Source organism: Geodermatophilus sp. CPCC 205506 (genome assembly GCF_051383635.1).
In the GTDB taxonomy this organism is placed as follows: Bacteria; Actinomycetota; Actinomycetes; order Mycobacteriales; family Geodermatophilaceae; genus Geodermatophilus.
Genome location: NZ_JALPKP010000007.1, coordinates 18931 through 42627 on the forward strand (window position 1 = coordinate 18931; position 23697 = coordinate 42627).

At 74.3% G+C, this 23697-nt stretch carries 20 protein-coding genes and 1 tRNA gene; 6 read left to right on the forward strand and 15 right to left on the reverse strand.

What is annotated here, in order from left to right; translation table 11 throughout:
* Positions 1 to 88 precede the first annotated feature (88 nt).
* The 11 genes from MY520_RS05680 to MY520_RS05730 all read right to left on the reverse strand — a co-directional run bounded on the left by MY520_RS05680 (position 89) and on the right by MY520_RS05730 (position 11864).
* Complete coding sequence (locus MY520_RS05680; protein WP_436690955.1) at positions 89 to 919, reverse strand: FAD binding domain-containing protein; 831 nt, start codon at positions 917 to 919, stop codon at positions 89 to 91.
* A complete protein-coding gene (locus tag MY520_RS05685; RefSeq protein WP_436690957.1) occupies positions 916 to 1437 on the reverse strand; it encodes a (2Fe-2S)-binding protein in 522 nt (173 codons plus the stop codon). Before MY520_RS05685 ends, MY520_RS05680 begins: the two co-directional genes overlap by 4 nt.
* On the reverse strand, positions 1434 to 3869 hold the full coding sequence (locus MY520_RS05690) for a xanthine dehydrogenase family protein molybdopterin-binding subunit (RefSeq protein ID WP_436690959.1): 2436 nt from the start codon (positions 3867 to 3869) through the stop codon (positions 1434 to 1436). Before MY520_RS05690 ends, MY520_RS05685 begins: the two co-directional genes overlap by 4 nt.
* A 410-nt stretch (positions 3870 to 4279) precedes the next feature.
* Positions 4280 to 4366, reverse strand: a tRNA-Ser gene (locus tag MY520_RS05695).
* A gap of 41 nt (positions 4367 to 4407) precedes the next feature.
* A complete protein-coding gene (locus tag MY520_RS05700) occupies positions 4408 to 5280 on the reverse strand; it encodes a hypothetical protein (RefSeq protein ID WP_436690961.1) in 873 nt (290 codons plus the stop codon).
* Positions 5281 to 5670: 390 nt separating this feature from the next.
* Positions 5671 to 6378 (reverse strand): class I SAM-dependent methyltransferase, encoded by a 708-nt coding sequence (locus tag MY520_RS05705; RefSeq protein ID WP_436690963.1) that lies wholly within the window; start codon positions 6376 to 6378, stop codon positions 5671 to 5673.
* Between the two features lie 39 nt (positions 6379 to 6417).
* On the reverse strand, positions 6418 to 7455 hold the full coding sequence (locus tag MY520_RS05710; RefSeq protein ID WP_436690965.1) for an ABC transporter ATP-binding protein: 1038 nt from the start codon (positions 7453 to 7455) through the stop codon (positions 6418 to 6420).
* Positions 7452 to 8495, reverse strand: a complete 1044-nt coding sequence (locus MY520_RS05715) for an ABC transporter ATP-binding protein (protein ID WP_436690967.1) — start codon at positions 8493 to 8495, stop codon at positions 7452 to 7454. The genes MY520_RS05710 and MY520_RS05715 overlap by 4 nt, the downstream gene beginning before the upstream one ends.
* Positions 8492 to 9397, reverse strand: coding sequence for an ABC transporter permease (locus MY520_RS05720; protein WP_436690969.1), 906 nt, complete (start codon positions 9395 to 9397; stop codon positions 8492 to 8494). The genes MY520_RS05715 and MY520_RS05720 overlap by 4 nt, the downstream gene beginning before the upstream one ends.
* Positions 9394 to 10335, reverse strand: coding sequence for an ABC transporter permease (locus MY520_RS05725; RefSeq protein WP_436691197.1), 942 nt, complete (start codon positions 10333 to 10335; stop codon positions 9394 to 9396). The genes MY520_RS05720 and MY520_RS05725 overlap by 4 nt, the downstream gene beginning before the upstream one ends.
* On the reverse strand, positions 10332 to 11864 hold the full coding sequence (locus tag MY520_RS05730) for an ABC transporter substrate-binding protein (protein ID WP_436690971.1): 1533 nt from the start codon (positions 11862 to 11864) through the stop codon (positions 10332 to 10334). Before MY520_RS05730 ends, MY520_RS05725 begins: the two co-directional genes overlap by 4 nt.
* A gap of 230 nt (positions 11865 to 12094) precedes the next feature.
* Here MY520_RS05730 and MY520_RS05735 point away from each other — a divergent pair, with 230 nt between their 5' ends.
* The gene (locus tag MY520_RS05735) at positions 12095 to 13048 is read left to right on the forward strand and encodes a UDP-glucuronic acid decarboxylase family protein (RefSeq protein WP_436690973.1); all 954 of its coding nucleotides are present in this window, start codon (positions 12095 to 12097) and stop codon (positions 13046 to 13048) included.
* Between the two features lie 48 nt (positions 13049 to 13096).
* On the opposite strand, the gene MY520_RS05740 is transcribed toward MY520_RS05735, so the two are convergent.
* Together MY520_RS05740 and MY520_RS05745 are read right to left on the reverse strand one after the other, a co-directional pair.
* Entirely contained in the window at positions 13097 to 14020 is a 924-nt protein-coding gene (locus MY520_RS05740; RefSeq protein WP_436690975.1) for a hypothetical protein, read from the reverse strand.
* 46 nt (positions 14021 to 14066) lie between these two features.
* Positions 14067 to 14945 (reverse strand): sulfotransferase domain-containing protein, encoded by an 879-nt coding sequence (locus MY520_RS05745; protein WP_436690977.1) that lies wholly within the window; start codon positions 14943 to 14945, stop codon positions 14067 to 14069.
* Positions 14946 to 15066: 121 nt separating this feature from the next.
* Between MY520_RS05745 and MY520_RS05750 the strand changes: the two genes are divergently transcribed.
* From MY520_RS05750 to MY520_RS05765, 4 genes are read left to right on the forward strand one after another with little or no spacing between them, the layout of a single operon-like run.
* Positions 15067 to 16473, forward strand: coding sequence for a hypothetical protein (locus tag MY520_RS05750; RefSeq protein ID WP_436690979.1), 1407 nt, complete (start codon positions 15067 to 15069; stop codon positions 16471 to 16473).
* A gap of 5 nt (positions 16474 to 16478) precedes the next feature.
* Positions 16479 to 17804, forward strand: a complete 1326-nt coding sequence (locus MY520_RS05755; protein ID WP_436690981.1) for a lipopolysaccharide biosynthesis protein — start codon at positions 16479 to 16481, stop codon at positions 17802 to 17804.
* Entirely contained in the window at positions 17801 to 18724 is a 924-nt protein-coding gene (locus MY520_RS05760) for a sulfotransferase family protein (protein ID WP_436690983.1), read from the forward strand. The genes MY520_RS05755 and MY520_RS05760 overlap by 4 nt, the downstream gene beginning before the upstream one ends.
* Positions 18721 to 19911, forward strand: coding sequence for a glycosyltransferase family 4 protein (locus MY520_RS05765; RefSeq protein ID WP_436690985.1), 1191 nt, complete (start codon positions 18721 to 18723; stop codon positions 19909 to 19911). Before MY520_RS05760 ends, MY520_RS05765 begins: the two co-directional genes overlap by 4 nt.
* Here MY520_RS05765 and MY520_RS05770 read toward each other — a convergent pair.
* Together MY520_RS05770 and MY520_RS05775 are read right to left on the reverse strand one after the other, a co-directional pair.
* Positions 19874 to 21070, reverse strand: a complete 1197-nt coding sequence (locus tag MY520_RS05770) for a glycosyltransferase (RefSeq protein ID WP_436690987.1) — start codon at positions 21068 to 21070, stop codon at positions 19874 to 19876. The two genes, MY520_RS05765 and MY520_RS05770, sit on opposite strands and share 38 nt — an antisense overlap.
* Positions 21067 to 21987, reverse strand: a complete 921-nt coding sequence (locus MY520_RS05775) for a sulfotransferase family protein (RefSeq protein WP_436690989.1) — start codon at positions 21985 to 21987, stop codon at positions 21067 to 21069. Before MY520_RS05775 ends, MY520_RS05770 begins: the two co-directional genes overlap by 4 nt.
* A 142-nt stretch (positions 21988 to 22129) precedes the next feature.
* Between MY520_RS05775 and MY520_RS05780 the strand changes: the two genes are divergently transcribed.
* Positions 22130 to 23629, forward strand: a complete 1500-nt coding sequence (locus tag MY520_RS05780; RefSeq protein WP_436690991.1) for an exopolysaccharide biosynthesis polyprenyl glycosylphosphotransferase — start codon at positions 22130 to 22132, stop codon at positions 23627 to 23629.
* Positions 23630 to 23697: the final 68 nt, after the last annotated feature.

Here is a 23697-nt window from a genome sequence, read left to right on the forward strand (position 1 = left end):
TGACCCGACCGTGAACGTGTGATCGGCCGGTTTCGTCGACCGCGAGCACCATCGGCCTCCGGGGGACGCAGCGGGAGGCACGTTCTCGTCATCCGCGGGCACCTGCTTGGTTCAGCGCCTCGGCGGTGAGTACCTGCGCCAGGTGAGAGCGGTAGGCCGCGTCGGCGCGCAGGTCCGACGGCGGGCCGGCCCCGTCGGCCGCGCGGACGGCCGCGACTGCGACTCCGGCACCGCCGGCCAGGGCCTCCTCCACGGCGCGCGCCCGCAGCGGCACCGGGCCCATGTTGACCAGCCCGACGGCGTGCCCGCCGGCGGTCTCCTGGACGGCGACGCCGACGATGGCCCAGTCCTGACTCCGCTGCCGGAACTTCCGGAAGCCCCACCCGCGTCCGGGCAGCACCGGCACGCGGATCTCGAGGAGGATGTCGTCCGGCTCGGCCGCGGTCTCCCAGAAGTCCAGGAAGAAGCCGTCCGCGGAGACCTCGCGTTGACCGCTCCGGCCGCGCAGGACGAGCGTCGCATCGAGCGCGAGGAGCACCGCCGGTACGTCGGCCGCGGGGTCGCCGTGCATGACGGCGCCGCCGATCGTCCCGCGGGCACGCACCTGCCGGTCCCCCACGGTGGCCGCCGCCGCGGCCAACAGCGGTACCTGCTCGCGGACCAGGGACGAGAGTTCGAGGTCGCGGTAGCGCAGGCCGGCACCGAGGCGCAGCACCCCGTCGGACTCTTCCAGTGTCCGCAGTTCCGGCAGCCTGCTGATGTCGATCAGCACCTCGGGCGCCGCCAGGCGGAACTTCATCAGGGGGATGAGCGAGTGTCCGCCGGCGAGCCACTTGGCGTCGTCCCCGTGCTCGGCCATGAGCGAGGCGGCGTGCTCGAGGGACGACGCCTGCAGGTAGTCGAAGCCGGCGGGGATCACCGCTGGCCTGCCTGCTCGGCGCGGTCGGCGTGCGCACGGGCCGCCGGGCCAGGGCCGCCGTGTTCGGCGGCCCAGGTCACCGACTCCACGATCATCTGATAGCCGGTGCAGCGACACAGGTTGCCCTCCAGGCCCTCGCGGATCTCCGCCCGGGTCGGCTGAGGGCTGTCCAGCAGCAGACCGGTGGCCGAGACGACCATGCCGGGCGTGCAGTAGCCGCACTGCAGGCCGTGGCACTGCCGGAAGCCCTCCTGCACCGGGGACATCTCCCCGTCGGATGCCAGCCCCTCCACGGTGAGCACCTCGCTGCCGTCGACGGCGGCGGTGAAGACCGTGCAGGACTTCACCGCCACGCCGTCGAGCAGGACCGTGCAGGCACCGCAGTTGCTCGAGTCGCAGCCCACGTGCGTCCCCGTCAGGCCGAGGGTGTCGCGCAGGTAGTGCACGAGCAGCTGGCGGGACTCGACCGGGTGCCGCGTCGTCAGCCCGTTGACGTGCAGCTCGACGTCGTGCCTCATGGGGTCACCTTCCAGTCCTCGTCGCGGCCACCCTCCGGCGGTTCGGGCATCCCCTCGGGCGGTGACGCTCCGGCGTCGGCTTGCGGCGCCGCCACGCCGGGGCTCACCCCGTCGGCGGCCCGGCCGTCGTTCATCGCGGTCCAGACCTTGAACGGGGTCAAGGGCATGTCGATCGTCCGGACCCCGAGGTGGGACAGCGCGTCCACGACGGCGTTGACCACCGCCTGCGGCGCCGCGGTGGCGCCGGACTCACCGAGGCCCTTGGCGCCGAGCGGGTTGAAGCTGGTCTTCACCTCGACGTGGTGGGTCTCCATGTCCGGCAGGTCGGGCGCGCCCGGCACCGCGTAGTCGATCAGCGACGAGGTGACCGGCTGGCCCTCCGGGTCGTACCCGACCTCCTCCAGCAGCGCCTGGGCGATGCCCTGGGCCACGCCGCCCTCCACCTGGCCGCGCGCGGTGAGCGGGTTGATCACCGTGCCGCAGTCGTCCACCGCGACGTAGCGCAGGATGTCGACCTTGCCGGTCGCGCGGTCGACCTCGACCACGCAGGCGTGCGCGCCGCTGGGATAGCTGAGGTTGGTCGGCTCGTAGCAGTCCATCGCCTGCAGCCCGATCTCCATGCCGTCGGGGCACTTGTGCGGCTTGTAGGCGGTCAGGGCGACGTCGGCGAGGGTGACCTCGGTGCCTGGGGTGCCGCGGACGGCGAAGGACTCGCCGTCCTGGACGATGTCGTCCTCGTTCGCCTCGAGCATGTGCGCGGCGATCTGCAGGAGCTTGCGGCGCACCTTGTCGCTGGAGCGCATCACCGCCGGCCCGCACACCGGGATGGCCCGGCTGCCCATCGTGCCGATGCCCTCCTGCACGGTGTGGGTGTCGCCGTGCCGGACGGTGATCCGCTCCATCGGGATGCCGCCGAGGGCGTCGGCGGCGATCTGCGCGAAGGCCGTCTCGTGGCCCTGGCCGTGCGGGCTGGTGCCGACCGAGACGACCACGGTGCCGTCGGAGTTCATGCGCACCGTGGAGGACTCCCAGCCGCCGAGATAGCCGAACTGCTCGAACAGCGGCGTCGGCCCGAACCCGCCCATCTCCACGAACGTCGAGAAGCCGATGCCCAGCAGCGGCCGGCTCAGGTCGGCCCGGCGCTCCTCGGCCTCGCGGCGCAGCACCTCGTAGTCGAGGTTCTCCAGCAGCGTGTCCAGCAGCCGCGGGAAGTCGCTCTCGTCGTAGACGATGCCCGGCCACTGGGTGGCGAAGGGCATCTCGTCGGGCTGGATGAAGTTGGCCCGCCGCACCTCCAGCGGGTCCCTGCCCAGCTCGTCGGCGACCACGTCCATCACCCGTTCGATGAGGAAGGCTGCCTCGGGCCGGCCCGCGCCACGGTAGGCGCCGATCGGTGTGGTGTTGGTGGCCACGCTCTTGAAGGACGCTGCGATCTTGGCGATCTTGTAGCAGCCGCCAGACATGAAGACCGTGAGCGTGGGCAGTCCCGCTCCTGTCGCGTCCGGCCAGGCGCCGCAGTCCTGGACGATCGCCAGGCGCATGGCCAGCACGCGGCCGTCGTCGTCGAAGCCGACCTCGACGTCCTGCAGCTGCGCCCGGCCGTGGGTCATCGAGACGAGGTTCTCGCTGCGGGTTTCCACGTACTTGACCGGCCGGCACAGCCGCCGCGACAGCTCGGCGGTGAGGATGAACTCCGGGTAGAAGCTGGCCTTGGCGCCGAAGCCCCCGCCGACGTCCGGCGCGACGACGCGGGTCTCGTGCTGAGGCAGCCCGAACATCGTGGCCAGCTCGTTGCGGATCGGGTGCGGCGCCTGCACGGTCGCGTACAGGGTGAGCCCGGTGGTGTCCCAGTTGGCCAGGCAGCCGTTCGGCTCGATCGGTACCGCGGCCAGCCGCTGGTTGCGGATCCGCAGGCTCGTGCGGTGCGGCGCCGCGGCAAGCTCGGCCTCGGCGTCGTCCTCGGTCATGGGCTGGTCCATGACGACGTTGCTGCGCTGCCCCGGCACGATCGGCGCCGCGCCGTCGGCCATGGCCTGCTCGATGGTGGCCAGCACGGGGAGGGCGTCGTGGTCGACGACCACGGCCGCGGCCGCGTCGGCCGCGACGTACCGATCGACGGCGACGACGACGGCGAGCGGCTCACCGACGAAGCGGACGGTGTCCGAGGCCAGGCAGGGCCGCTCCATGCCCGGGATGGACCGGGTGTGCGGCAATCCCGGCAGGTCGGCCGCCGTCCAGACGCCCAGGACGCCGGGCATGTCCCGGGCCGCGGAGGTGTCGATGCCGGTGATCCGCGCGTGCGCCTGGACGCTGCGCACGTACGCCATGTGCACGGTGCCCGGCAGCTGGATGTCGTCGACGAAGCGGCCCCGACCGGTGAGCAGCGCCGGGTCCTCCTTGCGGACCACAGCGGCCCCGACCATGGAGGCCATCAGCGGGTCACCTGCCCGGGGCCCCCGTCCCGCACCCGGGCGGTCTCCTTGTCGAATCGGTCGAATCGGTCGAATCGGTCGATGAGCTCGTGAACTCGGCACTGGCTCCGGACGCCGGCTTCCGTGGGCATCACGCCCCCCTTGGTGTGCAGTGCAGCCCGTGAGGAGGCCGTTCACGATAGGGAGAACACGTCGGGATCAACTGCCCACCGGACATGACGAGAACAGAGTCGGCGCGGCATCACTGCGACGGGACCTGCGATGGCAGTCCGCATGCGCCCCGCCGTCGTCACCACAGGCTTCGACCAGGTGACCACGAGCCGAGATGCCCAACGAGACCTCGAAGAGCAGTAGCCCGGACCCACGAATCGTGGGTCCGGGCCATGCCGATGTCGTACGACGTCACACGGCGGAGGGCGTGGGATTCGAACCCACGATGGGTTTGACCCCATAGCGGTTTTCAAGACCGCCGCCATCGGCCACTAGGCGAGCCCTCCTGACCGGTCGAGGCTAACCCGCGCGCCCGGCACAGGTCCCCTCAGTCGGTCGAGACGTCCGTGGCGGCGGTGACGCGGAGGCCGCCGCTCCAGCCGATCGACTCGACCTGGAAGCCCAGCTGGGTCAGGACGGTGGCGATCGCGGTGGTCATCGTCTGCTGCACGGCCGCCACCACGTCCGCGCCGCGGACCTGCTGCAGGCTCATGCGGTCGTGCTGGTGCCAGCTGACCAGGATGCCGAGGGAGTCCAGGTCGGGGGACAGGCACACCCCGCCGGCCGGACCGCCGTCGTCCGCGGCGGATCCCGCGCAGTCGTGCAGCGGCAGGCCCGCCTCCGTCAGCGCGGCGCCCACCTCCACGACCAGCGTCGTCCGGGGGTCGGTGTCCGACGGCAGCAGGTCCCAGTCCTCGGACAGCCGCGCGAGGTGGCTCCCGAGCTCGGCCAGCCACGCCCGCTCCTGCGGCGTCTGCCGGAGCACCACCGCGCCGTCGGCCCGCTGCACGCCGTGGACCGGGCGGGTCGAGGGGGACAGCCCCGAGGCCAGCGCGGCCCATTCCGCATCGATCCGGTCGGTGAACGGGCCGGCCACGAGGTGCGTGCCCGGCTCGTCGTCCGACTCGTCGACCAGCCACCACGCCGGCGCCGACTCCGCGGCACGCCGGCCCGCCGGGTGGGCGGCGACGCCGACCGCCGTCCGCTGCGCGACCTGCGGAGCGGCCGCCTCGCCACGGGAGGAGCGGGCTGCGGTCGCCCCCTGTCCGCCCCGGCCGGCGGCCGGGCCGGGAACGGCCGCGGCGGGAACGGCGGCCGGCTGGGCGGCCACCGAGTTGCGCTCGTACTCGTAGCGGGCCGTCGACCCCCTGCCCAGCGCGACGACCAGGCCGGCCAGCACGACGAAGCCCAGCACGGCCACAGCCGGCCACACCAGCATCACAGCGCCGCCCCGTCGTGCGGGTCGGCCGCCGGGCCGACGGCGGAACGGAGGGCCGTCGGGCCCGACTCGGGTACAGCAAGCACCTTCACGCAGGGCTCCTCGAGGACGTCCATCGCGGCGGGGGAAGTGCCGCGGACAGCCGGAAAGCTAGCTCCCGCGGCGCTCCGTCCGGCCCCCTCCGCCACCACCGGACCGGCGCCCGTCACCGGATCGTTGCCGCGGGCCGGCAGGGCCGTCGGTGACCCGTCCTCGGCTGCACAGCCTTGTCGACAAGCCCCCCGAGCCTGAGCGTGGCGGCGCCGCGGGAGGCCTCCGGTCATCCCGGCCGGACCCCGACACGCCGGTGTGTCGGGCCGGCGGACGACGGGGTCAGACGGCCCGTGCGGTGACGAACGTGCAGATCCCCTGGCCGTAGTGGGCCTTCTGGCGCACCCCGATGACCTTGAGGAGGGCGATCTCGACCCGGTACGCCAGCCGCACGATCCCCCGGTAGAACGTGTCCCCGCCGTTGGTGACCTCGATCTGGTCGAACCCGGCCAGCCGGATGTGCTCGGTGAGCATCCAGTCCGGGAGGATCGTGATGTGGCCGGGCTGGTGGTAGTGCCGGGGCCCGAAGATGTACGGCGCGCCCCGCAGGAACATCTTCAGCCGTGAGTGCGGGTGGGTGATGTTCGGCGTGCTCACCAGCAGCTGGTCGCCCGCCCGGAGCAGGGACCGGATCTGGCGCAGCACCTGCCGGGGGTTCTCGACGTGCTCCAGCGTCTCGACGCAGACGACCATGTCGAAGGGGCCGCGGGCCTCGTCGGTCCACTCCGGGTGGTCGAGATCCAGGCGGGCGATCCACTCGTGCGGCGGGTCGAGATCGGTCGGCACGACGTCGAAGCCGGCGTCGCGGAGCCGCAGCGCCAGCGCGCCGCACCCCGAGCCGACCTCGAGGATCCGCCCACCGTCCGGGAGCGCCCCCCGCACCAGCTCCACCGCGTACTCGTGCACCCCTGGGGCGGCGTGGATGCCGTGGCCCTTGTAGGACTGGACGGCCTCCGTCCGCCGGCCACTCCTGCGCTCAGCCACTGCCACCGGCCCAGACTCCCACAGCGGCCCGCCGCTCACCTGCGGTCAGGTGCCACCTCCGACGTCGGCGGTCTGCGCCTCGCCCTCCACCGGCGTCCCGGCGACGCCGTGCAGGTGGCAGGCGGCCAGCTGCCCGGGCGCACCCACCGGCTGCAGCGCGGGGTCGACGTCCGGGCAGGGCTCGAACACCGACGGGCACCGCGTGCGGAACCGGCAGCCGCTGGGCACGTTCGCCGGCGACGGGACGTCGCCGCGCAGCACGATCCGCTGCCGCGCGCGCTCCAGCGCCGGGTGCGGCACCGGGACGGCGGACAGCAGCGCCTGCGTGTAGGGCATCTGCGGGTGGGCGGCGACCGCCGACGCCGGACCGATCTCGACGATCCGGCCCAGGTACATGACCGCGATCCGGTCGGAGATGTGCCGGACGGCGGACAGGTCGTGGGAGATGAACAGCAGGGTCAGCCCGAGCTGCCGCTGCAGCCGGCGCAGCAGGTTGAGAACCTGGGCCTGCACGCTGACGTCGAGGGAGGCGAGGGCCTCGTCGCAGACCAGGAAGTCCGGTTCCCCGGCGAGCGCCCGGGCGATGCCGACCCGCTGCCGCTGCCCGCCGGAGAACTCGTGCGGGTAGCGCGCGGCCACGGCGGGGTCGAGGCCGACCAGCTCGAGCAGCTCGCCGACGCGGGCGGCCCGCTCGCGCCGGCCGGGCCGCAGTCCGTGCACCTCCAGCGGCTCGGCGACCGTCTGCGCCACGGTGCACCGCGGGTCGAGGGAGGCGAACGGGTCCTGGAAGACCATGCCCGCCCGGCGGCGCAGCTGCCGCAGCCCGCGACGGTCCAGCGCGGTGACGTCGACGTCGCCGAAGCGCACCGTCCCGCCGGTCGGGGACACCAGCCGCAGCAGCGCGTTGCCCAGCGTGGACTTCCCGCAGCCGGACTCCCCCACCAGGCCCAGCGTCTCGCCGCGGACGATGTCGAGGTCCACCCCGTCGACGGCGCGCAGCACCCCGGCCGCCCGGCGGAGGACCCCGCCGCGGATCGGGAAGTGCACCTCCAGCCCGCGCGCGGAGACCAGGACGTCGCTCACGACCGCCCCTCCTCCGGACTCCCCGTCTCGGTGCACCACGTCGCGGCCCGGTGCGGCAGCCCCGAGGGGCCGACGTGGCCACTTCGGCCCTGCCCGACGACGGCGAGCGGCGGCTGCTCGGTCTCGCACCGCGGGTCGGCGCGCACCGGGCAGCGCGGCCAGAAGACGCAGCCGGGCGGCAGGTCGGTCGGCGCGGGCGGCGTGCCGGGGACGGTGGCCAGGTCGGGCGGCGCGCCGTCCACCGCCGGCTGGGTGAGGTCCGGCAGCGCGCCGAGCAGTCCCCGCGTGTAGGGGTGGGCCGGCCGCTCCAAGACGTCGTCCACCGTGCCGTCCTCCACGCACCGCCCGCCGTACACGACCAGCACCCGGTCGGCGATGCCGGCGACGACGCCGAGGTCGTGGGTGATCCAGACGACGCCGGTGCCGTGGTCGGCCTGCAACCGCTCCACCAGGTCGATGATCTGCGCCTGCACGGTGACGTCGAGCGCGGTCGTCGCCTCGTCGGCGATGAGCAGGGACGGCGAGTTGCCCAGCGCGATCGCGATGACCACCCGCTGCCGCATGCCGCCGGAGAGCTCGTGCGGGTACCGGTCCAGCGCCCCCTGCGGGTCGGGCAGCCCCACCTCGCCGAGCAGCTCGGCGGCCCGGCGCCGCGCGTCGGCCTTCGACACCTCCCCGTGCGCGCGGATGCCCTCGACCAGCTGCCGCCCGATCGTCAGCACCGGGTTCAGCGAGGTCATCGGGTCCTGGAACACCATGCCGACGCCGCGGCCGCGCACCCGGCGCAGCCGCTCCGGCGGCATGGTGAGCAGGTCCTCGCCCCGCAGCAGCGCCCGCCCGGTGACCGTGGCCACCCCTTCCGGCAGCAGGCCGAGCAGGGCCAGGACGGAGACGCTCTTGCCGCTGCCGGACTCGCCGACGACGGCCACCGTCTCGCCCTCCCCGACCGAGTAGCTCAGCCCGTTGACCACCGCCGCCGTCCCGCGCGGCGTGCGCAGCCGCACCTGCAGGTCCTCGACCTCGAGCAGCGGCTGGCTCACCGCCCGCCTCCCGACATCAGCGTGCGCTGGCGCGGGTCGAGGACGTCGCGGAGCCCGTCGCCGAGCAGGTTGAAGCAGAGCACGGTCAGGAAGATCGCCATCCCGGGGAAGAAGGCCAGCCACCAGGCCAGGTCGATGAAGCCGCGCCCCTCGGCCAGCATCAGCCCCCACGACGGGTTGGGCGGCTGCGTGCCCAGGCCGAGGAAGGACAGCGCCGCCTCGGCCAGGACGGCGAAGGCCAGGCTGATCGAGGTCTGCACGATGATCGGCGGTGCGGCGTTGGGCAGCACGTGCCGGGTGAGCAGCCGGAAGTCCGAGGCTCCGACCGACCGCGACGCCCGCACGTACACCTCCTCGCGCACGCCGAGCACGCTGGCCCGGGTGACGCGGGCGAAGACCGGGACGTAGACGACGCCGATGGCCAGGGCGGTGTTGCCGGGCCCGGGGCCGCGGACGGCGAGCACCGCGATCGCCAGCAGCACGGCCGGGAAGGCGAACAGGACGTCCATCATCCGCATGAGGACGTCGTCCGCCCAGCGGCCGTAGTACCCGGCCAGCAACCCGACGAGGCCGCCGACGGCCAGCGCGAACGCCACCGCGAGGAACCCGACCCGCAACGAGACGGCGGCGCCGAGGATGACCCGGCTGAGGATGTCGCGGCCGAGGTCGTCGGTGCCGAACGGGTGCTCGCGGCTGGGCGACTGCAGCCGGTCCTCGATCGAGATCTCGTTGGGGCCGCTGGGCGCGAGCGCCTCGTCGAACAGCGCGACCAGCACGATGCCGGCGAGCACCAGCGCCGCGGTCGCCGCCGTCGGGTTGCGGGCGAGCAGCCGCAGCGTCTCCCACCGGCGCCCGTGGAGCGGGGCCTCCTGCGCGGGTTCCGGCACCCGCTGGACACTCATCGGCGGATCCGCGGGTCGATGGCGGTGTAGAGCATGTCCACCACGAGGTTGATGAGCACGAAGATCACCGCGAACAGCAGGATCGCCCCCTGGAGCACGGGGTAGTCGCGGGCCTGCACCGCCTGCAGCGCGAGCTGGCCGAGGCCGGGCCAGGAGAACACGATCTCCACGACCACGACCCCGGACAGCAGGTAGGCCAGCTGCACGCCGGTCACCGTGACCAGCGGCAGCAGCGCGTTGCGCAGCACGTGCCAGGTGAAGACGTGCCGCCCCCGCAGCCCCTTGGCCTGCGCCGTCCGGACGTGGTCGGCGCCCAGGGCCTCCAGCACGCTGGACCGGACGAAGCGGGTGATCACCGAGCCGGACACCACGCCGGTGACGACCGCCGGCATGACCAGCCGCTCCAGCCAGCCGAGCGGGTCCTCGGCCAGCGGCACGTACCCGCCCGACGGCAGCCAGCCCAGCGTGCCGGCGAAGACCAGGATGAGCACGATCGCCATCCAGAACTCCGGCACCGAGATGCCGATCTGGCTGAGCACCGTGGCCACCCGGTCGACCAGCGACCGCGGGTGCAGGGCCGACAGGGTGCCCAGGGGGACGGCGATGGCCAGCGCCACGACGATGGAGGCGAACGCCAGGGTCAGCGTCGCCGGCAGCCGCTCGGCGATCAGCGAGGTCACCGTCTCACCGCTGCGGAAGCTCACCCCGAGGTCACCGCTGAGCGCCCGCCCCGCCCAGCCGAGGAACTGCTCGACCAGTGGCTCGTCGAGCCCCGAGCGCGCCTGCAGCGCGTCGTAGGTCTCCTGGTCGAACCGGGTGCCCAGGGCCAGCCGGATCGGGTCGCCCGGAACGAGGTGGACCAGAGCGAAGACGAGCACGCTCACCCCCGCCAGTACCACCGCCGACTGGCCGGCGCGGCGGAGGAGGAAGGCGGTCAGGGCAGCTCCACCGACTCGAAGTTGATCGCCTTGTCCGGCCGGATCTGGTAGCCGGTCAGCCCGGGCGCCCACGCCTGCACCACCGGGGGGTTGTACAGGTACAGGTAGGAGACGTCGTCGACGATCAGCTGCGCCGCCTGGTCGTAGATCTGCTTGCGGGCGGCCTCGTCGGGCTCCACCGCGCCGGCCTGCAGCAGCTGGTCGACCTGCGGGTTGCTGTAGCCCTGGTAGTTGTTCGCGCCGCCGGTGAGGTGCTGGTCCTGGTAGAAGGCCGCCGGGTCGAGGTTGCCGAGCCACCCGAGGTAGAACGCGTCGTAGTCGCCCTGCCCCTGACGGTCCAGCCAGGTGGCGAAGTCCAGCGTCTCGATGGTGACCTCGACGCCGATCGGCTCCAGCTGGCTGGCGATCACCTGGGCGGCGGTGACCGTCTCCGGGAACTCGTCGGTGACCATCAGCCCCATCGTCAGGGGCGTCTCGACGCCGGCCTGCGCGAGCAGCTGCCGGGCCTGCTCGGGATCGGGCTGGAACGGCGCGTAGTCGAAGTAGAAGGAGCTGTCCTCGGGGATCGCCGTCTGGTTGGGCCGGGCGGCGCCGAACCACGCGGCCTCGGCCACCGCCGCGCGGTCGATGGCGAAGGAGATCGCCCGCCGCACGTCGCGGTTGTCGAACGGCGGACGGTCGTAGTTCATGGACATGTACCAGTAGTCGACGCTGGGGACCGTCTGCAGCTCGATCGAGTCGTCGCCCTGCAGGGTCTCGATCTGCTGCGGGGGGACGTTGTCGGTCCACTGGACCTCGCCGTTCTGCAGCGCGGTCAGCGCGGCGGCCGGCTCGGTGATGTAGCGGAACTCGACGGTTCCGACGCCCGGCGCGCCGCCCCAGAAGTCCTCGTAGGCGGTGAGCACCGTGCTGCTGGCGTCGGAGCTCTCCAGCCGGAACGGCCCGGTGCCGACCGCCTCCGTGGTGAGGTCGAGGGAGTCCGCGGCGCCCTCGGGGATGATCGCCATGCCCTTGAAGGCGCCGATCCGCTCCAGCAGGTTCGGGGTCGGCTGGTTCAGCGTGAGGACGACGGTCTGCGGACCGTCGGCCTCGACCGACGCCACGTTGGCGAAGCGGTCGGCGTTGCTCAGGTCCTCGTCGATGATCCGGTTGAAGGAGTACACGACGTCGGCGGAGTCGAACTCGCTGCCGTCGTGGAAGGTGACGCCCTCCCGGAGCGTGAACGTCCAGGTGAGCTGGTCCGCGCTGGTCTCCCACTCCGTGGCCAGGCTCGATTCCATCGTGAGGTCCTCGGCGTTCGGGACGACGAGGGTGTCGTACACGTTCTCCAGGACCTGGAAGCTCGGGTAGGCGGTGGTCACGTGCGGGTCGAACTGGTCGGGCTGGGCCGACACCGCGGCGACGAGCGTGTCTCCCCCGCCGCCGTCGCCTCCGCCGCCACCGGTGTCGACGCTCTCGCCCCCGCTCCCGCAGGCGGCGAGCGCCAGGGTGGTGACCGCGGCCAGGGTCAGGGAACGGCTGCTGCGCACGAGGGACCTCCGGGCGGCTCGGCGGGTGCGTCCTGCACCCGACCCTGGCCCCGTCCGGTCGACCGCGCAGGTCGGAGCGGCCATCGTTGCCCCTTCGAGACCTCGCGGTACCGCAGACGGCGCTCTCCCCCGATGAGGGGAGGCCGGTCGCGCACCGGCGCGCTACCGTCGGCGGTCCGACCCGCCGGGGGGACGACCGTCCTGCCCGCCCGCGACGAGAGGACCTCTCCATGACCCGTGCTGTGGTGACCGGCGGGGCGGGCTTCCTGGGGTCACACCTGTGCGAGGCGCTGCTCGACCGGGACATCGAGGTGCTCTGCCTGGACAACTTCCTGACCGGGACGCCGGCCAACGTCGCGCACCTGATGGAACGCCTCGGCTTCCGGCTGGTGCGCGCCGACGTGACCGACTACGTCCACGTCCCGGGGCCGGTGGACCACGTCCTGCACTTCGCCTCGCCCGCCTCCCCGATCGACTACGCCGAGCTGCCGATCCAGACGATGAAGGTCGGCTCCATCGGCACCCTGCACTCGCTGGGGCTGGCCAAGGAGAAGCAGGCGCGGTTCCTGCTCGCCTCCACGTCCGAGGCCTACGGCGACCCGCTGGTGCACCCGCAGCCGGAGTCGTACTGGGGCAACGTGAACCCGGTCGGCCCGCGCGGCGTCTACGACGAGGCCAAGCGCTTCGCCGAGGCGCTCACCTCCGCCTACCGGCGCACGAACGGGGTGGACACCGCGATCGTGCGCATCTTCAACACCTACGGCCCGCGCATGCGGCCCTTCGACGGCCGGGCGATCCCGACGTTCATCCGCCAGGCGCTGGCCGGGGAGCCGCTGACCGTCGCCGGTGACGGCAGCCAGACCCGGTCGGTCTGCTACGTCAGCGACCTGGTCGAGGGCCTGATCCGGTTCCTGCTGTCCGACGAACCGGGGCCGATGAACATCGGCAACCCGCACGAGATCCCCGTCCTGGAGCTCGCCGAGCGGGTCAAGGCACTGACCGGGTCGGACTCGCCGATCGAGTTCATCCCCCGCCCCGAGGACGACCCGACGGTCCGCCAGCCCGACATCACGCTGGCGCGCCGGGCGCTGGGCTGGGAACCCCAGGTCTCCCTGGACGACGGCCTCAAGCGGACGATCGACTGGTTCGCCCGGCACCCCGAGGTGGTCAGCGCCCGCTCCTGAGGGCGCCGCTCCTGACGGCGCCGCTCCCGACGGCGGACGCCCGCGCCGTCAGCGGCGGCGCGGCCAGAGCGCCTGGGCGGCGGCCACCGCCGCCGCGGCGAGCACCAGCCCGCCGAGGACGCCGACGGCGACGCTCTGGGTCAGCGACCCGTTGGCCCGCTCCTCGGCCGGCTCGGCCGCGCTGCTGACCCGCGCGACGGCCTGGGGGTCCTCGAGCACGCGCAGGTCGATGTCGAGCCCGGTGATCTGGCTGTTGAGCTGGCGGATCTGGGCCTCGAGCGGGTCGAGCTCGCCGGCGAGGCTGCGCTGGACGGCCAGCCGCTGGTTGAGCAGCCGGGACAGCTCGATCGGGTCGGTCTCGTTGGCCACCGCCTCGTCGAGCGCGGCGACCGGACCGAGGATCTCGCCGCGCCGGTTGTTCAGCGCGTCCCGGTCGCCGACCAGCAGGTCGCGCAGCCGCTGGGTCTGGGCGCGGTCGTCCTCGTGCCGGGCCGTCACGTAGGTCTCGGCCCAGGTCTGCGCCGCCTCCCGCGCCGCCTCCCGGTCGTTGGCCTCGGCGGCGAAGACCAGCGCGCTGGACTCCGGCGTCGCCCGCACCTCCACCTCGACGTCCTCCCCGGCGGCCTCCCGGGCCCGGTCCTGGAACGTGTCGCTCTGGGCGTAGAGGAGCTCGGCGCCGGGCGTCCGGACGACGGCGGCGCCGGCGGTGCGCGGGAACAGCTGCCGGCTGTCCTCGGTGCGCAGGAGGACCGTGGCCTCCGAGCGGTAGACCGGGTCGATCACCGACAGCGAGCCGATGGCCGCGCCGAGGACCAGCAGGAAGACCAGCAGAGCCAGCCACCACCACCGGCCCACGGCCGACAGGTACTCCCGGAGGCCGGGGTCGGCGTCGGCCGGCCGCTGCGCCCGGTGGGTGACGGCGCCCCGCTCGGGCATCGGGCGCGCGGTGTCGTCAGGGGTGGTGTCCAGCACGGCGTCAAGGTACCGGCGGCCACGCGGAAAGTTGTGTCCTGACGGGTCACGATTCCCATGCGGCGAGTGACCGGCCGAGCAACTCGGCGAGCTCGGCGTTGGGCCCACGGAACCGCTCGCGCAGCCGGGCGGCGGTCGCCGGGTCCATCGGCGCCGACGGCGCCGGCCCCTCGTTCAGCCGGTTCACCAGGTAGCGGGCGCGGTAGAGGGTGCGGCTCGGCACCCGCGCGGCCAGCCGGCGCAGCGGGCTCCCGGGCTGCTGGGCGGCGAGGAAGACGCGGGCGAAGCGGGCCGACCGCGGTGCCCGGGCCTCGTTGTGCCCGCGCGCCACGTCGGGCTCGTACGGCGGGAGGCCGGCCAGCTCGAACAGCTCGGCGCACACGCGGGCCGCACCGGTCCGCAGGTCGTCGGACAGGTAGACCCGCCGGCGCTCGGCGGGCACGGCCGCGAACAGTTCCCGGACGTGCGGCGCGTACACACCGTCGCCCGTGTAGTGCATGTCGCGGGCCGCCGGCGGGGTGCCGGCGGGGCGGCCGGCCTCGCGCGCCAGGCCCTCCTCGAAGGTGGCGGCGTCCTCCCAGCCGCGCAGCCGCGCGTACTGGTAGTGCGAGTACGCCCGCGACACCGGGTTCCGCAGGACGGCGACCACCACCGCGTCCGTCGTCTCCGCGATCCGCCGCAGCGCGACCGGGTCGTACAGGGCCATCGTGTGCTTGCCGACCAGCGGCGCGTCGCCGACGCCGGGGTCGTAGTACTTCTCGACCGCCCGGGGCCAGCCGCCGGCGAACTCCTCGTCCCGGCCGAAGAAGGGCATCTCGCGGTGCACGTGCGCGCGGACGTCGGGGTGCCCGGCGAGGTACTGGAACAGTGCGGTCGACCCGCTCTTGGGGGCGCCGACGATCATCAACCTGGGGCCTGGACGCACCGTCGGGATGTTAGGGCAGGTGCGCCGGGAAACCCGGGTGGCTGCGCTACCCTCGCGCCGCCGTACCACGCGGCGTCCGCCGGTGGCCGCGGCGGGGACCCACGCCGCTGGAGGTGCGCTCGTGATCGTGCCCCTGCTCGCGGTCCTCACCTCGATCGTGGTCTGGATCTGGGTCTACCACCGCCTGGTGCACCACCCGCTGGACCTGATGGCCCTCACCCTCTACTACCTGGCGCTGCAGCTGCTGTGGCGCCCGCTGGTGCTGGCCACGGGGCTCGACACGCCGTTCCCGACCGAGCTGTTCTCCGCCCGGGAGACCGAGAAGCTGATCGTCCTGGGCCAGGCGGTCGTCGTCCTGTTCCTGCTCGGGATCTGGGCGGGCGCCCGCTGGCTGTCCCCGCTGGTCGGCCCGGCCCGGCTGCTCTACCCGATGAGCCGCGGCTCCCTGCCGCCGCGGACGCTGCTGCTGCTCGCCGCCGCGCTGACCACGGTGGCGTTCGCCGCCACGGTGCTGCTGTGGATCCGGTACGGCGGGCCGGCCGGCCTGATCCAGGCGGCCAAGGTCGACCGCGACATCGCCGAGAGCCGCGCGCTGCGCTCGATCCCGATGCTCGCCGCGCTGTTCGGCGTCGCCGCCTTCTTCTCGGTGCGGAAGGCACCGCTGCTGCGGCTGGTCGCCCTTGGCCTGGTCGCGCTCAACGGCTACCTGAGCTGGACGTGGGGCGCCCGGGACGTGCCGGTCATCTCGGTGATCGCGCTGGTGGCCGGCTCGCTGATCTTCGGCTCGATCGGACGCCGGGCCGCCCTGCGCACCGGCTGGGACTGGCTGCGCGACCCGCGCTGGCGGCGGCGGTTCCTGCTCGTGCCGGTGCTCGCGCTGCTGCTGGCCTTCTCGCTGCGGACGGCGCGCGACACCGTGCTGTGGGGCGACCTCGCGCCCACCATCCAGGGCCAGAGCACGGTGCGGATGATGGCCGTGGCCACCAACAACACCTTCTACGACTCGCTGCTGCTGCTGCTCGACGACTGGCCCGAGGAGTTCGACTTCCGGAACGGCCAGGACTTCGTGGACGGCACCGTGGCCGCGGTGCCCTCGGCGATCGCCGGCCGGCAGGACCCGTTCGTCTCCCCGGCCGTCCAGCTGGCGCAGACCTACATCGACCGCAACAACGGCTTCCCGGCCACCGCCGCGGGCGACTGGTACGTGAACTTCGGGGTGCTCGGCGTCCTCCTGGGCGGCCTGGTCAGCGGGCTGCTCGCCCGCGCCGGCCAGCTCGCTCTGCGCCGCTTCCTGCGCGACCCGCTGGTCTGGGGCTTCAGCCTGGTCTTCGCGGTGCGCATCTTCCCCGGCGGCTTCTGGGTGACCTCGCTGCCCAAGTGGGTCGGGATCGGCCTGCCGATCATCGCCGTGGCCCTCCTGGTCAACCTGTTCGCCCGCCGCGACAGCGACGTGGGGACCAGCCCGGAGTCCGCCTCCGCGCCGGCGCTGCCGGAGGGCGCACCCGGGCCGGCGGCGTCCGCCTCTTGACCGCTGTGGCACACCGTCCCGGTGGCGTCGGGCAGCACGGCGCCCTGCGGCGCGACGCGGCCCTCGTCGCCGCGGGCCAGCTCGCCGCGATCGCCAGCGCGTTCCTGTTGACCGTGGTCGGGGCGCGACTGCTGCCGCCGGAGGAGTTCGGCGCGCTGTCGTGGGGGCTGAGCTGGCTGACCTTCCTCTCGGTGCTCGCCCAGTACGGGCTGACCCAGGTCGCGACGATCGCCCTGGCCCGCGGGGACACCCGCACGCACGCGAGCCTGCTGCGCCGGCTGCTCGCCGCGCAGGCCGTCGGCGTGGTCGTGGTCGGGGCGCTCTGGTGGGGCGGCGTCGGCCCCCTCGCCGCCGCGTCGGGCACCCCTCCGGAGGCCTACCGCCCCCTGGTCCTCCTCGTCGCCGCCTGGCTGCCGGTCGCCGCCGTCGGGCCGGTTCTGGTCAACGCCTTCCGCGCCCGCGGCCGCTTCGGCCTGTCGCTGGTGTTCGGCGAGCACGTCCGCCGGGTCCTGCTGATCGGCCTGGTCGTGCTGCTGGCCACCACGGCGAGCGTCCTCCCGTCCCTGGAGACGGCGCTGTGGTGGGCCGTCGGGCTGGAGACGGCGTGCTACCTCGTCGGCGTGCTGTGGCTGTTCCAGGAGGTGCGCAGCCGGCAGGCCACGGAGGCCGACTCCTCGCCGTGGCAGCTGCTGCGCTCGGGCGGGCCGTTCACGCTGGCGACCCTGGCGTCGGTCACCGTGCCCCAGGCCGGCACGTGGCTGCTCGCCGCGCTCGCGCCGGTCGCCGAGGTCGCCGTGTTCGCCGTCGCGGTGCGCATCGCGGTGCTGTTCGCGGTCCCGGTGGCGATCGGCATGCGGACGCTGGCCCCGCGGATCGCCGCCGCCTCCGCCGACGGCCGGCTCGCCGACCTCGCCGAGCCGGTCCGGCGGTCCGCCGTCTGGTCGACCGCCGTCACCGCGGCGGCCGTCCTGGCCCTCGCCGTCGCCGGCCCCGTCCTCGTGCCCGCCGTGTTCGGGGACGAGTACGCCGACGCCGTGGTCCCCGCCCTCGTCATGGCCGTCGGTGTCCTGGTCAACGCCTGGACCGGGCCCTGCTCGGTGGTGCTCTCGCACGCCGGGCAGCAGCGCCTGGTCGCCGTCAGCGCGCTGGCGTCGTCGGTGGCGTTCGTCGCGCTGTCGACCTGGTGGGGGTCGACGTGGGGCGCGACCGGTGTGGCCGCCGCCGCGGCGGTGGCGATGAGTGCCCGCAACCTGCACCTCGCGTGGGCGGCGGCCCGCACGCTGGGCATCCGTACGATCGCGCTACCGGCGCGGAAGGGACCCCGATCGTGACCCCCCAGTTCCTGATCATCGGTGCCGCGCGGTCGGGGACGACGGCGCTCTACCAGTACCTGGTCGAGCACCCCCGGCTGTTCCTCACCGAGCCCAAGGAGCCGCACTACTACGCCCTTGCCGGGACGACGCCGTCGTTCACCGGTCCGGGCGACCGGCAGACGATCAACCGGCTGGCGGTGACCGATCCGGAGGCCTACCGGGCGCTCTACCGCGGGGCGCGGCCGGACCAGGTGCGCGGCGAGGCGTCGGTCTCGACCATGTACTACCCGGAGGCGATCGAGCGGATCCGGGCCGACGTCCCGGACGCGCGGCTGGTCTGCATGCTCCGCGACCCGGTGGACCGCGCGTTCTCCGCGTACGGCTTCATGCGCACCCGCGGGTTCGAGCCGTGCGACACCTTCGAGGAGGCGCTGGCCGACGAGGCCCGCCGGATCGAGGCCGGCTGGCACCACATCTGGCACTACACCGCCATGGGCCGGTACGGGGAGCAGTTGGCGCACGTGCTCGAGGTGTTCCCCCGCGAGCAGCTGCTGGTGCTGCGGCACGAGGACATGTCCGCCGACCCCGACGCCGTCCTGGCCCGGGTGCACGAGTTCCTCGGCGTGCCGGTGCTGCCGCACACCGTGGACCCCGATCCGCACCGGTCCGGTGAGCCGCGCAGCACGCTGCTCAGCCGGCTGGTCAGCACCCCGCACCCGGCCAAGCGGTTCGTCGCGCCCCTGGTGCCGAAGGCGCTGCGCCGCCGGCTGCGCCGGGAGATCGTGCGGCGCAACGTCGTCCGGACCAGCTACCGGCCCGAGACCCGGCGGCAGCTGGTGGAGACCTTCCGCCCCGACCTCGACCTGCTCGAGCGGGGAACCGGGCTGGACGTCTCCGCCTGGCGGTCCCCGGAGCGCGCGGCGACGGGCCGGTCGTGACCCGCGCCGGGGGGCGGCTGGTCATGACCGTCCGGCTCCCCGACCGCACCGGCGCGGCCAAGATGGCGCTGGGCTTCGCGCAGGCGCTGCGCGGGGCGGGCCACGAGCTCACGCTCGTGCACGGCGCCGTCCCGCCGGGGGTGCCGAGCATCCTCCCCGACTTCGCCGCCATCGGTGCCCGGACCGTCCTCGAGCCGCGGCTGGAGCGGCCCTGGGACCCCCGGCTCGTCCCGGCGCTGGCCGCCCTGGTGCGCCGCGACGGCGGCCGCTGCGTGATCGGCGTCAACCAGCGCGACCGGGCACCGGCCCTGCTCGCCGCCGCCCGCGCCGGCGTCCCCGGCGTGCTGATGGTGCAGAACCAGCACCACTTCTGGGGCCCGCGGCCGCTGGCCGCGCTCAAGCGCCGCGGGTACCGGACGGTGGTGGCCCGGGCGACCACGCTGGCCGTCTGCACCTCCACCGTCGTGCAGGACGAGATGACCGCCTTCGGCGTCCCGGCCGAGCGCACCGTCGTCCTGCCCAACGGCATCGCCGTGCGCCCGCCGGTCGAGCTGGCCGCCGCAGAGCGGGCGCGGCTGCGCGCCGAGCTGGGCGCCGCCGAGGGCGACGTGCTGCTGCTCAACGTCGGCCGGCTGGACCCGCAGAAGGGCCAGGACCTGCTGCTGGAGGCCCTGGCCGGCCTCGACGCGCCGGTGCACGTCGCGCTGGTCGGCTCGGCCGGGGACTCGGTCGGCGCGCGCCGGACGGCGGAGTACGAGGCGTCGCTGCACCGCCGGGTGCGCGAGCTGGACCTGGCGTGCACCGTCACCTTCCTCGGCTGGCGCGACGACGTCCCCCGGCTGCTGGCCGCGGTGGACGGCTACGTGCACACCGCCCGCTGGGAGGGCCCGGCGCTGCCGCTGGCCGTCATGGAGGCCATGGCCGCCGGCTGCCCGACGGTCTTCACCGACTGCTCCGGCCGCCCGCCGGTGTTCGAGGAGCCGCGGCACGGCCTGCTGGCCCGCAGCGGGGACCCGGCGTCGATCCGGCAGCGCATCGCCGACCTGGTCGCCCTGCCGCCGGCCGAGCGCGCGGCCATGGGCGCCGGGGGCGCGGCGCTGATCCGCGCGCACTACCGGGTGGAGGACCTCGGCCGCACCTTCGCCGGGCTCATCGACGACGTGCTGCAGCGCGCCGGCCGCGGGTGACCAGCTGCTCGTAGAGCTCGACGTGCGCCCGCACCATCGCCTCGGGGGTGAACCGCTCGAGCAGGCGGCGCCGGCCGGCCGCTCCGAGACGCGCCGCCAGCCCCGGGTCGGTGAGCACGCGGACCAGGTCCCGGGCGAGCTCGTCCTCCGCGCCGGGGGGCGACAGCAGCCCCGTCTCCCCGTGGACGACGACCTCCGGGACCCCGCCGACGGCGAAGCCGACCACCGGCTTGGCCGCCGCCATCGCCTCCAGGTTGACGATGCCGAACGCCTCCCAGCGCGACGGCAGGGCCAGGACGTCGATCGCCCGGACGACGTCGGCCAGGTCGTGCCGCCACCCGGTGACGTGCACCCGCCCGGCGAGGCCCAGCTCGGCGGCCAGCCGCTCCACCCGGGCCCGGTGGGTGCCGTCGCCGACCACCACGACGGAGGCCCGCGGCACCGCGGCGGTCACCGCCACCGCGGCGCGGACCAGGGTGTCCGCGCCCTTCTGCTCCTCGACCCGCCCGATCAGCGCGACGAGCAGGGCGTCCGGCGGCAGCCCGAGCTCCGAGCGCAGCCGGGCACGGTCGGCGTCCGTGCCGTCGCGGACCGGCATGCGGCTGGCGTTGGGGATGACGGTGACCCGCCCCGGCCGCAGCACCCGCGAGCGGAGACCGACGTCGCGCATGAACACCGAGCCCACGACGGTGTGCGTGGTGATCCGGTCCAGCGCCCGCTCGGCCAGCCGGAAGAGGGTGCGCCGCGGCTGCGGAACGGCGTCGTGGCCGGCGAAGGCGTGCACCATGTGCACCCGCACCGGCGTCCGGCAGCTCCAGGCCGCGACCCGGCCCATCGCGCCGGCCACCGACGTGTGCGTGTGGACGACGTCGTACCGGTTGCGGCGGATGTCGGCGCGCAGCCGCCCGAACTGGCGGAGCAGCTCCAGCGGGCTGTCCGGGGAGGCCTGCTTGAAGTGGCCCACCCCGTGGGAGGGCGCGTAGTCGACGACCCGCAGGCCGGTGGCCCGGATCTCGTCGTCCAGCGGCCCGCCGCCGGAGAGGGCGACGGTGACGTCGAACCGGTCGGGCGGGAGCAGGGCCGACAGCTGGAGCACGTGCTCGGCCGCTCCCCCGACGGTGATGCCGATGACCTGCAGCACGCGCAGCCGGTCGCTCACCGGCCCCCTCCCCCGGCGCTGACGCTGGGCCAGCAGGACAGGTCGCGGCCGACGATCCGCCGGAGGTCGCGCAGGTCGTCGGCGAAGGACTCCGCCAGCCGCTGCCGGGTCGCGGGGGCGACGGTCGCCTGCCGCAGGTTGGCCGACCGGATGCGCTCCCGGGACCGCTCGGGCACCAGCTGCTTGACCAGCCGGCGGGCGGTGGGCGAGCGCCGCAGCAGGTCCATGGCGCCGGCGACCGACCGGCTGCGCGGGACGCCCCCCTCGTTCACCGGGCGGGCCGCGTCGATCGGCACGTCCGGGTCGACGTCCAGGAACCCCAGGACCCGCCGCAGCTGACCGGCGGGGTCGGCGGCGAACTCCTCCTGGACGACCACCAGCAGCCGGTCCCCGAACGTCTCGGCGAACGGCGCGAGCTGCTCGCCGTAGCGGCTGAGCCGGGCGAACTGCCACATGTGGCTCCAGCCCGCCCGGGTGCGCTCCTCCTCCGCGGCCAGGCACTCCTCGAACGACCCCGCGTCGTGCCCCCGCGAGCGCAGGTACTGCCAGCTGGAGAAGGCCCGGTCCACCGGGTCCCGGAGCAGGACGACCAGCCGGCAGCCGGGGGCGCACAGCTGCTGGATCGCCGGGACGGACGCCTCCGGGTAGCACAGCGTGCTCACCGACCCCTCGCCGCGGCGGCGCTCCGGCCGGCCGGCGAACAGCCCCCGCCAGCTCTCCTCGTCGCGCACCGCGGTGCGGTTGATGAGGTCCGCCCCGGGCCCGGCGAAGCGCGGGCCGCCGCCGGGGAACGCGAGGAAGTGCGGCTCCTTGGGGTCGGACACGAAGACGTCCGGGTGCTCCCCCAGGAAAGACGCCAGCGCGGTCGTCCCGCTCCTGGCCGCCCCGATGACCAGGAAGTCCGGGGCGTCGTCCACCGGCCGGATGCTACCGGCGTCGGCTCCCGGCCCCGGCGCAACGACGCCCCCGGATTGGGGGGAGGACGGACCCACGCGCGGGAGTGTGGCGATCACCGCCCGCCGACGAACCTCTCCCTACGACGACAGGCAGGGGTTCGACATGATCGACGTCGGGGGACGGCAGATCCGGGAGACACTCGATCCCGAGGCCGTGCGACACGTGCTCGACGGGTCGGTGCGCACCGCGCCGCGCCCGGACTCCGCCGCGCTGCACCTGCCCGACGCGGAGTCCCGGGAGCACCGCGGCCTGTTCCGGGCCCTGCTGCTCGTGCTGGACGCCGTCGCCCTGGCGCTGCCCACCCTGTGGCTGGGCACGCCCGTGTCCCAGGTGGCGGTCCTCCTCGTGGGCACCCTCGCCGTGCTCGCCTCCTTCGGCTCGCACCGGCCGCGGATCTCCCTGTCGGCCCTCGACGAGGCGCCGCGTCACCTCACCCGACTCGGCCTCGGTCTGCTGCTGGTCGCCCCCGTCGCGCACGCCACGGGTGCCGACCTGGCCCTGGCCGTGCACCTGCTCTGGGCCGTCCCCTGTTTCGTGGCCGGCCGCAGCCTGGGCTACGCCCTGGTCCGCGGCGCGCGCCGGCGTCGCCTCGTCGGCTCCCCCACCCTCGTCCTCGGCGGCGGCCGGCTCGGGATGGACCTGCTGACCACCCTGGACGAGCACCCCGAGTACGGCCTGCGCGGGGTCGGGTTCCTCAGCAGCGGGTCCCCGCTCGACGAGCGCGAGCCGCTGGGCCTCATGGAGGACCTCGACCTGGTCCTCGACACCTACGGCGTCCGCAAGGTCGTCGTCGCCTACGGGCCGACCCGCGAGGCCGAGCTGGTCGGCCTGGTGCGCAGTGCCGCCGAGCGCGACATCGAGGTCTACATCGTCCCCCGCTTCTTCGACGTCGGACTGTCCCCCAACGGCCCCGACGTCGAGGACCTCTGGGGCATCCCGCTGCACCGGGTGCGCCGGGCCGCCCTGCGCCGCGGCGTGTGGCGGGTCAAGCGGGTCATCGACGTCACCGTCTCCGGGGTCTCGCTGACCCTGCTCGCGCCGCTCATGGCGCTGCTCGCCCTGGCCGTGCGGATCAGCAGCCCCGGCCCGATCCTCTTCCGGCAGCCGCGCACCGGGCACGACGGCGCGGAGATCTCGATCCTCAAGTTCCGGACGCTGCGCCCGGCCGCCCCGGTGTCCGCCGCCGCGACGACGGGCTCGCCGCGCAGCACCATGCACGCCCGCCAGATCGACGTCGAGCAGCGCCAGACCCGGATCGGCAACGTCCTGCGCCGGACCAGCCTGGACGAGCTGCCGCAGCTGTGGAACATCCTGCGCGGCGACATGTCCCTGGTCGGGCCGCGGCCGGAGGAGCGCACGTACGCCGCGCAGTTCGCCGACTCGGTCTACGGCTACCGCGACCGGCACCGGCTGGCCGTCGGCCTCACCGGCTGGGCCCAGATCCACGGCCTGCGCGGCGACACCTCCATCGAGGAGCGCGCCCGCTTCGACAACTCCTACATCGAGCACTGGTCGCTCTGGCGCGACCTCGTGATCCTCGTCCGCACCGTGGCCGCGGTGAACCGGCAGGCCTTCACGGCCGTGCGGTCCGCCGCCCGCTGAGCTCCCGGCTCCACCCGCTGCACCGCTCCCCGTCCCCCGCACGAGCCCGCTCCGGCCCGGCCGGCGCC

Excerpts from the sequence above, each read along its gene's own strand:
- MY520_RS05685 (WP_436690957.1), bottom strand. The coding sequence starts at position 1,437 with ATGAGGCACGACGTCGAGCTGCACGTCAACGGGCTGACGACGCGGCAC.
- MY520_RS05690 (WP_436690959.1), bottom strand. The coding sequence starts at position 3,869 with ATGGCCTCCATGGTCGGGGCCGCTGTGGTCCGCAAGGAGGACCCGGCG.
- MY520_RS05720 (WP_436690969.1), bottom strand. The coding sequence starts at position 9,397 with ATGAGTGTCCAGCGGGTGCCGGAACCCGCGCAGGAGGCCCCGCTCCAC.
- MY520_RS05735 (WP_436690973.1), top strand. The coding sequence starts at position 12,095 with ATGACCCGTGCTGTGGTGACCGGCGGGGCGGGCTTCCTGGGGTCACAC.
- MY520_RS05780 (WP_436690991.1), top strand. The coding sequence starts at position 22,130 with ATGATCGACGTCGGGGGACGGCAGATCCGGGAGACACTCGATCCCGAG.